At 75.0% G+C, this 14,882-nt stretch carries 11 protein-coding genes; 3 read left to right on the forward strand and 8 right to left on the reverse strand.

Going from position 1 to position 14,882, the window contains the following annotated elements; all coding sequences use genetic code 11:
* The first annotated feature begins 108 nt into the window (after positions 1–108).
* Positions 109–2,598, forward strand: a complete 2,490-nt coding sequence (locus DMB38_RS30600; RefSeq protein ID WP_125937861.1) for a phage holin family protein — start codon at positions 109–111, stop codon at positions 2,596–2,598.
* 18 nt (positions 2,599–2,616) lie between these two features.
* On the opposite strand, the gene DMB38_RS30605 is transcribed toward DMB38_RS30600, so the two are convergent.
* A complete protein-coding gene (locus DMB38_RS30605) occupies positions 2,617–3,573 on the reverse strand; it encodes a LysR family transcriptional regulator (protein ID WP_125937862.1) in 957 nt (318 codons plus the stop codon).
* Positions 3,574–3,825: 252 nt separating this feature from the next.
* On the opposite strand from DMB38_RS30605, the gene DMB38_RS30610 reads away from it, so the two are divergent.
* Complete coding sequence (locus DMB38_RS30610; RefSeq protein ID WP_125937863.1) at positions 3,826–4,251, forward strand: hypothetical protein; 426 nt, start codon at positions 3,826–3,828, stop codon at positions 4,249–4,251.
* Between the two features lie 59 nt (positions 4,252–4,310).
* Here DMB38_RS30610 and DMB38_RS30615 read toward each other — a convergent pair whose 3' ends face one another.
* The 3 genes from DMB38_RS30615 to DMB38_RS30625 form a co-directional block, all read right to left on the reverse strand.
* The gene (locus DMB38_RS30615; RefSeq protein WP_240662552.1) at positions 4,311–6,422 is read right to left on the reverse strand and encodes a sulfatase; all 2,112 of its coding nucleotides are present in this window, start codon (positions 6,420–6,422) and stop codon (positions 4,311–4,313) included.
* A 207-nt stretch (positions 6,423–6,629) separates the two neighbouring features.
* On the reverse strand, positions 6,630–8,744 hold the full coding sequence (locus DMB38_RS30620) for a sulfatase (RefSeq protein ID WP_125937864.1): 2,115 nt from the start codon (positions 8,742–8,744) through the stop codon (positions 6,630–6,632).
* Between the two features lie 147 nt (positions 8,745–8,891).
* Complete coding sequence (locus tag DMB38_RS30625; RefSeq protein ID WP_125937865.1) at positions 8,892–9,761, reverse strand: helix-turn-helix transcriptional regulator; 870 nt, start codon at positions 9,759–9,761, stop codon at positions 8,892–8,894.
* A 73-nt stretch (positions 9,762–9,834) separates the two neighbouring features.
* On the opposite strand from DMB38_RS30625, the gene DMB38_RS30630 reads away from it, so the two are divergent.
* Positions 9,835–10,143 carry a 4a-hydroxytetrahydrobiopterin dehydratase gene (locus DMB38_RS30630; RefSeq protein WP_047018810.1) on the forward strand — a complete coding sequence of 103 codons (309 nt, stop codon included), beginning with the start codon at positions 9,835–9,837 and terminating at the stop codon, positions 10,141–10,143.
* A gap of 17 nt (positions 10,144–10,160) precedes the next feature.
* Here DMB38_RS30630 and DMB38_RS30635 read toward each other — a convergent pair whose 3' ends face one another.
* From DMB38_RS30635 to DMB38_RS30650, 4 genes are all read right to left on the reverse strand, one after another.
* Complete coding sequence (locus tag DMB38_RS30635; protein WP_125937866.1) at positions 10,161–10,886, reverse strand: tyrosine-protein phosphatase; 726 nt, start codon at positions 10,884–10,886, stop codon at positions 10,161–10,163.
* Positions 10,887–10,988: 102 nt separating this feature from the next.
* A complete protein-coding gene (locus DMB38_RS30640) occupies positions 10,989–11,816 on the reverse strand; it encodes an aldo/keto reductase (protein WP_125937867.1) in 828 nt (275 codons plus the stop codon).
* A gap of 108 nt (positions 11,817–11,924) precedes the next feature.
* On the reverse strand, positions 11,925–13,748 hold the full coding sequence (locus tag DMB38_RS30645; RefSeq protein WP_125937868.1) for an AMP-dependent synthetase/ligase: 1,824 nt from the start codon (positions 13,746–13,748) through the stop codon (positions 11,925–11,927).
* 269 nt (positions 13,749–14,017) lie between these two features.
* The gene (locus tag DMB38_RS30650) at positions 14,018–14,878 is read right to left on the reverse strand and encodes an NAD(P)-dependent oxidoreductase (RefSeq protein WP_125937869.1); all 861 of its coding nucleotides are present in this window, start codon (positions 14,876–14,878) and stop codon (positions 14,018–14,020) included.
* Between the last annotated feature and the right edge of the window lie 4 nt (positions 14,879–14,882).

Genomic DNA, 14,882 nt, shown 5'->3' on the forward strand with positions numbered 1-14,882 from the left:
GAGGGTACGGCGTCCCGCCCGCCCCGTGCGGCCCCGCGGCTCCGGGCGGAACGGGTTGCCGCCCGGCTGTGGAAGGCTGGTACGACAGGAGCGGAGGTGAGACAGCGCATGGCAGAGCCGCGGAAGGCGCCCGGCGGGTACTCCGGGCCGGGTGAGGAGCCCGCGTCCGGGGAGGGCGCGGGGGAGGGCACCAGACCCGGCCCGGACCCCCGGTCCGGGCCGCACGCCGGGTCCCGCACGGACCCGGACCCCCTGTCCCGCACCGAGCCGGGGCCCGGGTCCGGCACGGAGCCGGACGACCGGTCCGCCGCGGAGCCGGGCCAGGAACCCGGTACGGAGCCGGAAGACCCGTCCCGTACGGACGAGGACGACCCGCCCCGCACCGGCTCCGGATCCCGCGCGGGCCTGACCGTCCTGCGGGCCGCGGCCACGCGCAAGGGCCGCCGCGCCGCCGCCCGCGGCCTCGGCCGGATCGTCGTCGTGTGGGCCGTCGGCACGGTGACGATGCTCATCCTCGCCGGCGCCCTGCCCGACTTCCGGCTCCAGGCGCCCGGCGGCGACAGCGCCACCCACATCGCCGTCACCGCCGCCGTCGGCGCCGGCGTCTTCGGCGTGCTCTCCGCGCTGGTCTGGCCCGTGCTCGTCCGGGCCCTGCTGCTGGTGCCCGCGTTCGTGCTCGGCCTGCTCGTCTTCTTCCTCAACGGCTCCCTGCTGCTGATCGCGCTCAGCCTCAACCCCACGGGACGCGGCGAGGCCAACCCGGAGACCGCCGTCGTCGTCGCCGCGGTGATGTCCGCCGCGTCCTCCGCCACCAGCACCGCGCTCACCGTCCGCGACGACGGCGCGTACCGCCGCCGGCTCGCCCGGCTCGCGTACCGCCGCGGCGCGCCCGCGGTGTCCCCCGACGCCGCCCCCGGCATCGTCTTCCTCCAGCTCGACGGCGTCGGCCACGACGTGCTGCACGCCGCGCTCCAGGAGCGCGAGCGGGCCGGCGGGCGCAGCCTCGGCGGGCAGCGGCTGCTCGCGCACCGGCTGCCGCCGGTGATGGAGACCGTCGCCTCCTGGCACGGCACCAGCCACCGGCTCATCCCCTGGCGCACCGACTGGTCCAGCCAGACGGGCGCCAGTCAGCTCGGCATCCTGCACGGCACCAACGAGGACGTGCCCGCCTTCCGCTGGTACGAGAAGGAGACCGGCGAGGTGATGGTCTGCAGCCATCCCTCCACCGCACAGGAGCTGGAGCGCCGGGCCGCCGCCCGCGCCGCCGACCCGGGCGCGCCCGGCGGGCTGCTGGCCACCGGCGAGCCCGGTGACACCGCCAGCCGCGGCAACCTCTTCACGGGCGGCGCCACCCAGCTCGCCCTCGTGCTCTCGGTCGCCGTCCGGCGGAACAAGAAGACCCGCTCCCGCGCCGGGTACTTCGCCTACTTCTCCGACCCCGCCAACGCCTCCCGCACCTTCGCCTCCTTCGTCGCCGAGGCCGTCCGCGAGGTCTTCCAGTCGCTCCGCTCCCGGCTGCGCCGGGAGACGCCGCGCGTCGGCCGCGGCGGGCTGTACCCGTTCATCCGCGCCTTCGCCACCGTCGTCTCCCGGGACGTCGTCGTGGCCTCCGTCATAGGGGACATGCTCGCCGGGCGCACGGCGGTCTACGCCGACCTCGTCGCGTACGACGAGGTGGCGCACTACGCCGGGCCGCACCACCGCGACACCCAGCAGGTGCTGCGCCGCATCGACCGCTCGATAGCGCTCATCGCCAAGGCCGCGGAGCACGCCCCGCGCCCGTACCGCATCGTGCTGCTGTCGGACCACGGCCAGAGCCACGGCCCGACGTTCGCCGCCGCGTACGGCCTCACGCTGCAGGACCTGGTACGCGCCGGCTGCGGGCTGCCCGTCTCGCGGCGGGTCGGCAAGACCAGGAGCGGCGCCGAGGCCCGCACCGCCGCCCGCGCCGCGCTGCGCCGGCCCGAGCGCCCTGAGGACGGGCACGACGGCGAGGGGCGCCGCGGGCTGGAGCCCGTGGTGCTCGCCTCCGGGAACCTGGGCCTGGTGTCCTTCCCCGAACTGCCCGGCGTCGCCAGCCGGGAGACGATCGAGCGCCGCCACCCGGCGCTGCTGCCGGCGCTGACGGAGCACCCCGGGGTGGGCTTCGTCCTGGTGCGCTCCGAGGAGCACGGCCCCGTCGTCCTCGGCGCCGACGGGGCGGAGCACCATCTGGAGACCGGCAAGGTCGTCGGCATCGACCCGCTGCTGCCCTTCGGGCCCGGCGCCGCCGGGACGGTGCTGCGCACCGCGCGCTTCCCGCACGCCGCGGACATCATGGTCAACTCCTCGTACGACCCGCGGACCGGCACCGTGCACGCCTTCGAGGACCAGATCGGCTCGCACGGCGGCCTCGGCGGCGAGCAGAGCCGGGCGTTCCTCTTCTGGCCCGAGGGGCTGACGCCGCCGGTGCCGGCGGGGGAGACGCTGGCGGGCGCCGAGTCGGTGCACCGGGTGCTGCGCCGGTGGATCGGCGAGTGCGGCGGCCCGGTCGTGCGCCGGGCGGCGGCGGCCGGGGTGCGCGCGGAGCCGGTGGCGGAGGACCAGCGCGCCGGGTGACGGCGGCCGGGCGGCCCGTCAGCCTGCGGTGCCGTACCCGGGGTGGGCGGCGAGCCACTTCGCGTAGACCGGGTTGCGCCGCGCCGCCTCCGCGTGCGCCGCCCGCGCGTACATCAGCACGGCGGGCGCCGTGCCCGCCGCGGGCGACTCCGGATGCCAGCCGATGAGGTGCCGCCAGCTCAGCGGCGTCCCCGTGATCGGCACGGTGGCGATCCCCGGCGTCGGCGGCATGGTCGCCCGGCACAGCCCCACCGCGCGGCCGACCTGCACCAGGTGCGCGCACGAGACGGTGTCGGTCTCCAGAATCGGCGTCGGCGTGAACCCGGCCCGCGCGCACGCCGCCGAGAAGCAGTCCCCGAAGCACCCCTCGCCGGGCACCGTCGTCCACCGCTCCTCGCGGAACCGCCCCAGCTCCAGCTCCGGTTCGTCCGCCGCCGGATGGTCCCCGGCCAGCATGAGGAAGACCGGGTCCGTGCCCACGACCCGCCACTCCAGGTCCTCCGCGGGCGGCGGGCTCTCGCCGCAGACCCCGATCAGCGCGAAGTCCAGCCGCCCCGAGGACGCCATCTCGCTGATCTCCTGCACCGACCAGGAGGTGTACGTGCTCACCGGCTCGTCCGGGTGGAGCGCCGCCAGCCGGTCCACCAGCGCCCCCAGCAGCGGCCCGTGCGTGCCGCCGAGCCGGAACCGGTGCATGTCCTCCCAGGCGTTCGCGAACCGCACCGCCTCCTCCTGCAGCTCCCGCACCGCGGGCAGCAGCACCTGCGCCCGGTCGAGCACCAGCTCGCCGAGGGCCGTGGGCCGGGCGCCCGCCCGGTCGCGTACGAACAACGGGCCGCCCAGGGCCCGTTCGATGCGCTTGAGCTGCGCGCTGATCGCCGACTGGGCGAGACCGAGACGGCCGGCGGCCCGGGTGAGGCTCCCCGTCTCCGCGATGGCGCGCACGAGCTTGAGATGCCGCAGTTCCAGTTCCATCGCCGTCTCATCTCAGGCCGGGCACGGGCCGCTTCCGGAAACGTAGGGCCACGGACGCGGCACCGCAATAGCGCCGAAACCGGCAGGTCGCCCGCCTCAGAGCCGGCCCGTGGGGAGCCGGACATTACCTCGCCGGTAATCGACGTGCGGAGCGGGGGCGGGCACCGTAGGGGTATCGGAGCCCGGACCGGCGCACTCCGGCCCGGGTTCCGGCTCTGACCAGTACCTACGTCCTACGGAGGGTGATCCGTCATGTCCGCAGCCGTCTCCCCGACCGCCGCCTCCACCCCGCAGATCACGCTCTGCCGCTGGCTCGGCCTCGACGCCGTCGTCACCGGTGCCAACGGGCTGGCGTACCTGGCCCTCTCCGGGCCCGTCGCCGACCTCCTGGGCGTGGACCGCGGGCTGCTGCTCGTGCTCGGCGCGGTGCTCGTCCTCTACGCCGCCGACGTCGCCTGGCTCGCCCGCAAGCCCGTGCCGCCCGCGCGTCTGGTGGCGCTGGTGGTCGACATCAACGTCGCGTGGGCGGTGGCCAGCGTCGTCGTCCTCGTCACCGGGGTACTCGACCCGACCACCGCGGGATACGTGTGGATCCCGATGCAGGCGGCGGTCGTGCTGGGCTTCGCCGTCGTGCAGTACGGGCTGCTGCGCGGCCTCCGGGCCGCCGCCGGGCGCTGACCGCCCGGACGTACGGGCCGCCGCCCCGCCACTCGCCGGGGCGGCGGCCCGCGGTCGCGTCAGCGCACCAGCAGCGCCACGATCTTCCAGTTCGCGGTCTCCGGCGCGCCGACGCGCAGTTCGGTCACCCGGCCCGACGCCCCGCCGTCGAGGACGAACTCCTCCCACTGGTACGCGCCCGCCGGCACCTGCGGTCCCGGCGTGAGCACCTCCGTCCCGTCCGCCGCGACGACGATCCCGGGCGTGGCGTAGTCGTCGTCGCCGCGCAGCACGGAGACCGTGCTCCGGCCGGCGGGCAGGCGCAGCCGCAGCAGCGCCGCGGGCTGGTTGTTGACCATGTCGCGGCGGAAGACGTCGGGGGCGCCGCGGTCGCGGGACATCGGTGCCGGCGCTCCGCCCGTCCAGCCGTAGCCGGCCTCCTCCGTCCAGGAGGAGTCGGGCGTCAGGGCGCGGTAGGAGGGGGTGACCGGGGAGCCGGCCGGGCCCGCGTCGAGCGCGAGGGTCACGTCGTCGCCGTGCGGCACGGCGTAGCCGCGCACCGGCTCGCCGGTCACGGTCCGGCCGTCGATCTCGACGCGGGGCGTCAGTTCGTACGTCGCCAGCCGCCCCGCGGGGGCGGCGACCGCGGCGGGCGGGGTGACCTCGACGTCGAGCACCGGGTCTGTGCCGAGGTCCACCACCTCCCGTACGGTCGTCGTCGCCCAGCCGTCCGGCGCCGCCAGCGACACCGTCACCTCCGCCACGGGGTCGCCGCCGGGGCGCAGCGCGCGGGTCAGCCGTACCCGTACGGCATTGGGGCGCTCCGCGAAGAGCGGCAGGTCCGCGGTGAGTTCGACCGGCGGGCGCTGCTCGCGCGCGATGTCCTCCTCCAGCGCCGTCAGGAACTCCTGGAGCCGCGCGCTCACCTCCGGCTGCCGCGCCGTCAGGTTCACCGACTCCCGCGGGTCCGCGTCGAGGTCGTAGAGCTCCGGCAGATAGCGCTGGTCCGAGCCGCGCCGCCGGACGTGCAGCTTCCACCGGCCGTCGCGTACGGCCGCGGCCCGCGCGCTGAGGAAGAACGGCACCGGCGCGCGCTCGCGCAGCCGCGCGCCGCGCAGCGTCGCCGTCAGGTCGGTGCCGTCCAGCGGCACGCCCGGCTCCGGCTCGACGCCGGCCAGCGAGCACACCGTCGGCAGCAGGTCGAGGAAGGAGACCACGTCGTCCGACTCCCGGCCGCGCGGCACGGTGCCCGTCCAGCGGGCGATGAACGGCACCCGCACGCCGCCCTCGAAGACCTCGAACTTCCGGGACCGCAGCCCGCCCGACGAGCCCTCGAACCAGGGGCCGTTGTCCCCGGCGACGATGATCAGCGTCTCCCGGTCGAGGCCGCGCTCGGCGATCGCGTCGAAGAGGCGGCCGAGGTGGTGGTCGACGGATTCGATGGCGTCGCCGTAGAGGCCGCCGCGGGAGACGCCGTCGAACTCCGGCTCCACGGCGAGCGGGAGGTGGGGCATGGTCTCGGCGAGGTAGATGAAGAACGGCCGGTCGCCGGCGCGGTCGATGACGTCGATCGCCTCGTCGGTGAAGCGCCGGGTGAGCGTCGCCAGATCGGCGTCGCTGTTCAGCGTCTCCACGGGCTGCTCGTCGCGCCAGACCTCGGTGGGGTACGTGTCCGCCGTGTACATCGCGTCGACGCCGAAGAACGAGTCGAAGCCGTGCCGCGCCGGGTGGTGGGCGTCGAGCCGGCCGAGGTGCCACTTGCCGATCGCCGCGGTGACGTAGCCCCCGGTGCGCAGGTACTCGGGCAGGGTCCGCTCCGCCGTGCCGAGACCGTGCGGGTCGTCGCGGCTCAGCACGTCCGGTATGCCCGTGCGCGGCGGTACGCGGCCGGTGAGCAGCGCGGCGCGCGAGGGGCTGCACACGGGGGCGGCGCAGTAGCCCTGGGTGAAGCGGGTGCCCTGGCGGGCGAGCCGGTCCAGCCGCGGGGTGCGGATCAGCGGATGGCCGTAGCAGCCGAGGTCGCCGTAGCCGAGGTCGTCCAGGAGGACCATGATGACGTTCGGGCCGCCGCCCGCGGGCCGGGCCGGCTGTGCGGCCGCGGTCCGCAGGTGGGGCCCGCCGACCGAGACGGATAACGCGCTCGTACCGAGCGTCGCTGCCGATCCTGCGAGGACATCGCGACGGCTGACCAAGACGGACTCCCTTCGGACGCCGGCGCGTAGGGAGACCGGCAGGTGCCGCCGATCCTCGGACTTCGGCGGCCCCTGCGTCAAATAAGAGCGTATTACAGGTTTATGAAGGTGTACGGGAGGGGACGTCCGGGTGCCATTCGGGCAAGTCAGGGGCGGGGCGGCCGGGTTGGACGGCCCCGGGTGCGCCGGGGCGGGGACCCGGCGGCGTCAGTGCACCACCAGCGCGACGAGCGTCCACCTGTTGCCCCCGGTGCCGCTCAGCCCCAGCTCGATCGTCCGGCCTTCGGGTCCGCCGTCGAGGACGAACTCCTCCCAGCGGTACGCCCCCGCGGGCAGCCGCGGGCCCGGCTCGATCACCGTCTCGCCGTCCGCCGCCACCGTGAAACCGTGCGTGGGCCGCTTGTCGTCGCCGCGGAGCAGCGAGATCCGGCGCCGCCCCGCGGCCAGCCGCAGCCGCAGCACCGCCGCCGACCGGTCGCGGACCACGCCGCGGCGCAGCGGGTCGGGTCCCGCGTGGGCGCGGGACTGCGGCGGCGCGGAGACCCAGCCGAACCCGGCGGCCCGGTCCCAGGCGGTGGCGGGGGTCAGATGGCGGTACGAGGGCAGCGCGGGGCGGCCGTCGGGTCCCGCGTCGAGCGCGAGGGCCGCGTCGCGGCCGTGCGGCACGGCGTACACCTGCACGTCGGCGCCGGTCACCGTCCGGCCGTCGACGACGACCAGGGGCGTGAGCCGGTGGCCGCGCAGCCGCCCGGCGGGTGCGCCCGCCGCGGGCGGCGGGGTGACATCGATCTCGACCACCGGGGCGGCGGTCAGGTCGACGGCCTTCCGTACGGTCGTCGCCGTCCAGCCCTCCGGCACCGCGACCGTCACCGAGACCCTGGCCTTGCCGCCGCCGCCCCCGGGACGCAGCGCGCGCGACAGCCGTACCCGCAGGGTGTTGGCGCGGCCCGCGAAGAGCGGGGGCTTCGCGGTGAGCGCCACCGCGGGGCGGCGCTCCGCGGCCACGTCCTCCTCCAGCGCGGCGAGGTACGTGCGCAGCCGCTCGGTGACCTCGGGCCGGCGCGCGGCCACGTTCGCCACCTCGCGCGGGTCGGCCTCCAGGTCGAACAGCTCGGGCAGGAAGCGCTGGTTCCGTCCGGCCCGCCGGACGTGCAGCTTCCAGCGGCCGTCGCGTACCGCCGCCGCGTGCCGGCCGAGGAAGAACGGCACCGGCGGGCGCTCGCGCAGCCGCTCGCCCCGCAGCACCGTGCGCAGGTCGGTGCCGTCGAGCTTCACCCCGGGGTCCGGCACCACGCCCGCGAGGCCGCAGAGCGTCGGCAGCACGTCGAGGAACGAGACCACCTGGTGCGACTCCCGGCCGCGCGGGACGGTGCCCGTCCAGCGCATGAGGAACGGCACCCGCACCCCGCCCTCGTAGCAGCCGGACTTGCGGCCGCGCAGCCCGCCCGTGGAGCCCTCGAACCAGGGGCCGTTGTCGCTGGCGACGATGACGAGCGTGTCCCGTTCGAGGCCGCGGTCCGCCAGCGCGCGGAAGAGGCGGCCGAGGTGGTGGTCGACGGATTCGACGGCGTCGCCGTAGAGGCCGCCGCGGGAGCGGCCCTCGAACTCCGGCTCCACGGCGAGCGGGAGGTGGGGCATGGTCTCGGCGAGGTAGATGAAGAACGGCCGCTTCCCGGCGCGGTCGATCACGTCGATCGCCTCGTCGGTGAACCGGCGCGTCAGCGTCGCCAGGTCGGCGTCGTCGCGCAGGGTCCCCACGGGGGCGCCGTCGCGCCAGATCTCGGTGGGGTACGAGTCCTCGGAGAACATCGCGTCGACGCCGAAGTACGAGTCGAAGCCGTGCCGTGACGGGTGGTTCTCGTCGAGCCGGCCGAGGTGCCACTTGCCGATGGCGGCCGTGTGGTAGCCCGCGTCGCGCAGATAGCCGGGGAGCGTCTTCTCCGCCGCCCGCAGCCCCTGCGAGTCGTCCCGGCTGAGCACCTTGCGCACGCCGGTGCGCGGCGGTACGCGGCCGGTGAGCAGCGCGGCGCGGGACGGGCTGCACACGGGGGCGCCGGAGTAGCCCTGGGTGAAGCGGGTGCCCTGGCGGGCGAGCCGGTCCAGGTGCGGGGTGTCGATCAACTCCGAGCCGTAGCAGCCGAGATCGCCGTACCCCAGGTCGTCGAGGACGATCAGGACGACGTTCGGGCCGCGGCCCGGCGGCCGGGTCGGGTCGGGGTCGGCGACCGCCGCGCGGGCGTTGGGGGCGCCGGCGGAGAGCGGTAAGGCGGTCGCGCCGACGGCGACCGCGGACGTGGCAAGGACTTCGCGACGGCTGGCCATGACGGGCTCCCTTCGGGCGCCGGCGCGCTGGAAGGGACCGGCAGTTCACGCCGATCTTGCGCGACGGCGGACCTTCCGTCAAATAAGGCCCTGCTAAAGGTTTATGAAAGCTTGTGGGTGGGAATGGCCCTGCCCCGATCGGGTAAGTCAGGAGCCGAGCTGCTGGCGCAGGTACTTCGTCGTCTCCGGATCCGCGGGCAGCAGCGTCTCCAGCGCGAGCTCCGAAACCGTCACGTCCATGGGCGTGTTGAAGGTCGAGATGGTCGAGACGAACGACAGCAGGTGCCCGTCGTGCGCCACCCGCAGCGGCAGCGCGAACGGGGCCCGGCCGCCGACCTCCTCGACCTCCTCGTCGCCCGCCTCCGGCGGGAGCGGATAGGCCGCCACCTCGTCGTAGAGCTCCTTCAGCGCGGGCGAGCGCACCAGCGAGAGCTGGCGGTCCATCTGGTGCAGCAGATGGGCGCGCCACTGCGGCAGGTTGCGGATCTTCTTCGCCAGCCCGTCGGGGTGCAGCGTCAGCCGCATCGCGTTCAGCGGCGGGCGCAGCAGCTCCTCCGGCACCTCGTCGAGGACAAGCAGGATGCCGCGGTTGGCGGCCACCACGTTGTACGCGCCGTCCACCACCACCGCGGGGAACGGCTCGTGCGCGGCGACGAGCTGCTCGACGCCCTGGCGCAGCTCGGCCATCGCCGGGTCGTCCAGCGGGGTCTCGGGGTAGTGCGGCGCGTGGCCGGCGGCGAGCAGCAGCGCGTTGCGTTCGCGTACGGGCATGTCCAGGTGCTCGGCGAGCTTGAGCACCATCGCACGACTCGGCCGCGACCTGCCGGTCTCGACGAAGCTGATGTGGCGCGCCGAGGAGTCCGCGCGCAGCGCCAGCTCCAGTTGGCTCAGCCCGCGGCGCTCCCGCCAGTTGCGCAGCAGGGCGCCCGCGGTGGCGGCGACGTCGTCGGGGCCGCCCGTGCGGGGCGTGCCGCCGGCCGGCGTACCTGGGGTGACGGGGAGACCGGGGGTCGTCATGTCATCGACGGTAACCGAGTTCCGCGGGGTACTGTCGGCCGGGAACCGCCCCGCCGCGAAGGGAGCCCCTCGCATGGCCGTCGAACCGCTTTCCCCGCAGGACACCGAGGACCGGCTCGCCCGGCTTCCGGGCTGGTCGGTGGCCGAGGGGGAGCTGCTGTCGCGCACGTACCGCTTCGACTCGCACCCGCCCGCCGCGGCGATGGTCGCGGACGTCTCCCGGATCCAGGAGGAGCTGGGGCACCACGCGATGCTCACGCTCGGTTACAACACCCTCGATATCGCCGTCAACACCCACAGCGTGGGCGGCCGGGTCACCGAGCTGGACTTCGACCTCGCGCGCCGGATCGAGGACGTCGCCCCGGAGCACGGCGCGAGCTGACGCCCGCGGCCGCCGCGTCACCCCGGCGCGAGCAGCCGTTCCCGGGCCGCGGCGACCGCCGCGTCCGGCAGCCCGGCCTTGGCGAGGTACGCCGCCGCGTCGAAGGTCGCGTGCGTGTCGGTGATGACCTGCGTGGCGGTACGGCCCGAGCGGGCCTGGATCTCGGCGATCTCCAGCGTCTGGTCCGGGTGGCCCAGGGCGGCCGCGGCCCGCCGGTGGTTGGGGCCGCTGAGCAGGTAGTCGGCGGCGATGTCGGCCGCCGCCACCCCGGCGAGCGTCAGCAGCACGAACGAGGCGAAGCCGGTGCGGTCCCGGCCCGCGGTGCAGTGCACCACGATGCCGCCCGGCGGGGCCGCCGCGACCTCGCGGACGACGGACGCCGCCACCTGCGGCACGTACTCCAGATAGGCGGCCCAGGTGAGCGGGGTCCCTTCGAGGTGGCCCCACTCGCGCCACCAGCGCACGTTCCCGGCCAGCTCGTCCACGGGCACCCGGACCAGCCCGATGCCCTCCGGGCGGGGCAGCCGGGGCCGGTGGTCGATGGCGTTGCGCAGGTCGACCACGGTGCGGACGCCGTGCTCCGCGACGGCGGCCCAGCCCGCGGCGGTCAGCCCGTCCAGGTTGTCGGCGCGCACCAGCGCACCGGGCCGGGTGCGGCGGCCGCCGGCCGCGGGCAGCCCGCCGAGGTCGCGTACGTTGAAGCAGCCGTCCCAGTCGAGCTCACGTCCGGGCCGTGCAGCCATCTGACTCCCCCTCGATGATCGACTTCCGGTCGCCCCCTCAGACGCGGTTGCGGGTGCAACGGTTCCGAGCGGGACGACCGGCCGTCCGCGGGGAGGGGTGCGTCAGTTCACGTCGTCGGGGTTGTCGCCGATACGGTTGCCCGCGTCCAGGCCCGCGACGGCGGCCATGTCGGCGTCGTCCAGCTCGAAGCCGAAGACGTCGATGTTCTCCCGGATCCGCGACGGGGTGACGGACTTGGGGATGACCACGTTGCCCAGTTGCAGATGCCAGCGCAGTGCGATCTGCGCGGGGCTGCGGCCGTGCTTCTCGCCCAGCTCCCGCAGCACCGGCTCGTCCAGAAGCCCCTTGCCCTGGCCCAGCGGCGACCACGCCTCGGTGGCGATGCCGTGCGCGGCGTGGAAGGCGCGCACGTCGGCCTGGGCGAAGTCGGGGTGGAGCTCGACCTGGTTCAGCGCGGGCACGACGGTGCCCTCGTCCAGGACCCGCTGGAGATGGGCGGGCTGGAAGTTGGAGACGCCGATGGCGCGGGCCCGCCCGTCCGCGTACAGCTTCTCCAGGGCCCGCCAGGTGTCCAGGTACTTGTCCTTGGCCGGCGCCGGCCAGTGGATCAGGTACAGGTCGACGTGGTCCAGGCCCAGCCGGCGCAGCGAGTCGTCGAACGCGCGCAGGGCGGCGTCGTAGCCGTGCTCGGAGTTCCACAGCTTCGTGGTGACGAACAGCTCCTCGCGCGGGAGGCCGGACCCGGTCAGGGCCTTGCCCGTGCCCGCCTCGTTCCCGTAGATGGCGGCGGTGTCGATGCTCCGGTAACCGGCGTCGAGGGCGGTGCGCACCGCGGTCTCGGCCTCGGCGTCGGGCACCTGCCAGACGCCGAAGCCGAGCTGCGGCATCGTGACGCCGTTGTTGAGGGTGATGGTCGGAACGTTGCTCACGTGGGATGCATCCCTCTTCGTCGAAAAGTGCGTACAGGCGGTTCGCCCTCCCGACGCTAACCGCGATCGGCCGCCGTGGCATTCCCTCGATCACCATCCGGACCGGGCCTACGTCTGGTAAAGAGCCTCGACCTCGTTCGCGTACGCCTTCTCGATCGCCTTCCGCTTCAGCTTCAGCGACGGCGTCACCAGCCCGTGCTCCTCGGTGAACTGCACGGCCAGTATCCGGAACGTCCGGATCGACTCCGGCGGCGACACCTGGGTGTTGGCCGCCACCACCGCCCGCCGGATCTCGGCCTCCAGCTCCCCGTCCCTGACCAGCTCGGACGGGGTCATCGACGGCCTGCCGCGCATGAGCTGCCAGTGCGCCACGCCGTCCGGGTCCAGGGTGACCAGCGCCGCGACGTACGGCCGGTCGTTGCCGACCGCCAGGCACTGCGAGACCAGCGGGTGCGCCCGCACCCGCTCCTCCAGCGGCACCGGCGAGACGCTCTTGCCGTTCGACGTCACCAGCAGCTCCTTCTTCCTGCCGGTGATCGTCAGATAGCCGTCCTCGTCGAGGCTGCCCAGGTCGCCGGTGGCCAGCCAGCCGTCGCGCAGCGCGTCCGCGGCGCCCGGCCGGTCGCCGATGTAGCCGCTGAAGACCTGCGGGCCGTGCAGCCACACCTCGTCGTCGGGGGCGATGTAGACGGTGATGCCGGGGATGGGGATGCCGACGGTGCCGTAGCGGGGGCGCTCGGGCGGGTTGGCGACCGCGGCGGCGGTGGTCTCCGTCAGGCCGTAGCCCTCGATGACCGTGATGCCCGCGCCGGCGAAGAACAGCCCGAGCCGGCGCTGGATGGCCGAGCCGCCGGAGAACACGAAGCGGGTCCGGCCGCCGAGCGCCGCGCGCATCTTGGCGTACACCAGCTTGTCGAACACCTGGTGCTCCACCCGCAGCGCCGGGCCGGGCCCGCGGCCCACGCCGAAGGACGCGTCCTCGCGGGCCACGGCGTACCGGACGGCGACGTCGGCGGCCTTGTCGAAGACCGCGAGCCGGCCCTCGGTCTCGGCCTTGCGGCGGGCCGCGGCGTAGATCTTCTCGAAGATGTGCGGTACGGCCAGGATGAGGCTGGGCCGGAACGTCTTGAGGTCCGCGAGCAGCACCTGTGCCGAGGGGTCCGGCTGGTGGCCGAGCTTCACCCCGCCGCGGACCGCGGTGACCTGGATCATCCGGCCGAAGACGTGCGCGAGGGGGAGGAAGAGCAGGGTCGTGGCGGGCTCTCCCTGGTACGGGCGGAAGAGGGCCTCGTAGCGCAGCAGGATGTTGTCGGCCTCGGCCATGAAGTTGGCGTGGGTCAGCTCGCAGCCGCGCGGCCGGCCGGTGGTGCCGGAGGTGTAGATCACGGTGGCGGGGGAGTCCGGGGTGACGGCGAGGCGGTGCCGCTCCACCACGTCGTCGTCGAGGTGCGCGCCGGCGGCGCTCAGCTCCTGGATGGCGCCCTCGTCGATCTGCCAGAGCAGCTTGAGCCCGGGCAGTTTGTCGATCACCGAGCCGACGGTCATCGCGTGGTCCGCGCTCTCGACCACGCAGGCCACGGCACCGGCGTCGTGCAGCATCCAGTACGCCTGGTCGGGGGCGGAGGTCGGGTAGACGGGCACGGCCTGGGCGCCGATCGACCAGAGGGCGAAGTCCAGTTGGGTCCACTCGTACCGGGTCCTGCACATGATCCCCACCCGGTCGCCGAAGCGGAGCCCCGCGGCCAGCAGCCCCTTGGCGAGGGCGAGCACCTCGTCGCGGAAGGCCCCTATCGTCACGTCCCGCCACTCGCCGCCGACCTTGCGGGCGAAGGCGATCTGCCCGGGATCCTGCGCGGCCCGCTGGAAGACCGCGTCCGCCAGCCCCCCCGACTTCGGTGCGTCTGCCAGGGGAGGCACGGTGAACTCGCGCAACGCTTTACTCTCCTCAGACGGTGGGGCGCCCGGCGCGGCGACCGTACCCGAGGAGGCCGCTGGTCCGCGATCCTCCATCACCTCTGCACGGAACCTCTGCGAGGGGCGCACGTCGCCCGGCCGGCGGGAAAGGAGTGGCGGGTCCAGCATGGCGCGGCGCGCGCGGGCGCGGGGCGGGGACGGCGAAAGTGCACGGGCCCGGTCCGTATGCCGCGGGTGGCGGCGGCGTACGGACCGGGCCCGGCCTTCTCGTCCGGCGCGGCTCTCCCTTACAGCGCCCCCGCGTCCCGGGCCGTCCACAGCGACGGGTACAGCGGCCGGAAGCCCAGCTCCGCGCGGATCCGCGCGTTCGAGACCACCCCGTGCCACGGGTCGTCCGACGCCCGCTCCGCCATCCCCTCCGGGACCGGCGCACCGACCAGGCGCAGCAGCTCCAGCGCGCTGACCGGCGCGTCGTCGGCGACGTTGTAGACCCGCCCGGCGAGTCCCGGAGCGCTCAGCACCCGCCACAGCGCCCGGGCGACGTCCGCCTGGTGCACCATCTGGATCCGCTGGTGCGCGGCCATGTGCGGGGTCCAGCGCAGCGACGCCTCCAGGTGCCCGTCGCCCTCGCCGTAGACGAACGCCAGCCGCGCGACGCGCACGTCGAGGCCGCGGTCCCGGTGGAGTTCCAGCAGCCCCTTCTCGGCGGCGGTCTTCGACCGCGGGTACGCGCCGGCCAGCGGGCCGTCCCCGCGGGGCTCGTCGGTCTCCACGGCAGGGCGGCCGCGGCCGGCGCCGTAGACGAGGTTGGTGCTGGTGAAGACGAAGCGGCGCACGCCCGCCGCGGCGGCCTCGGCGCCGAGGGCGAGCGTCGCGTCGCGGTTCACGGCGTACGCCTCCTCGTCCGGCACGTCGCGGAACGCCGCGGCGACGTGCACCACGTCGCGTATCCCCGCCAGCGCCCGGCGCCGGTCGCCGGGCTCGCGCAGATCGCCGACGACGAGGCGGGCGCCCCGCCCGGCGAGCGGCACGGCGCGCTCCTCGTCGCGCACCAGGAGCCGCACCTCCTCGCCGCCCGCCCACTGCAGCAGCCGCGGTACGAACCGCTGCCCGACCGCCCCCGTCGCTCCCGTCACCAGCACGCTCATCGTC

This window comes from Streptomyces sp. WAC 06738, assembly GCF_003945505.1.
Taxonomy (GTDB): domain Bacteria; phylum Actinomycetota; class Actinomycetes; order Streptomycetales; family Streptomycetaceae; genus Streptomyces.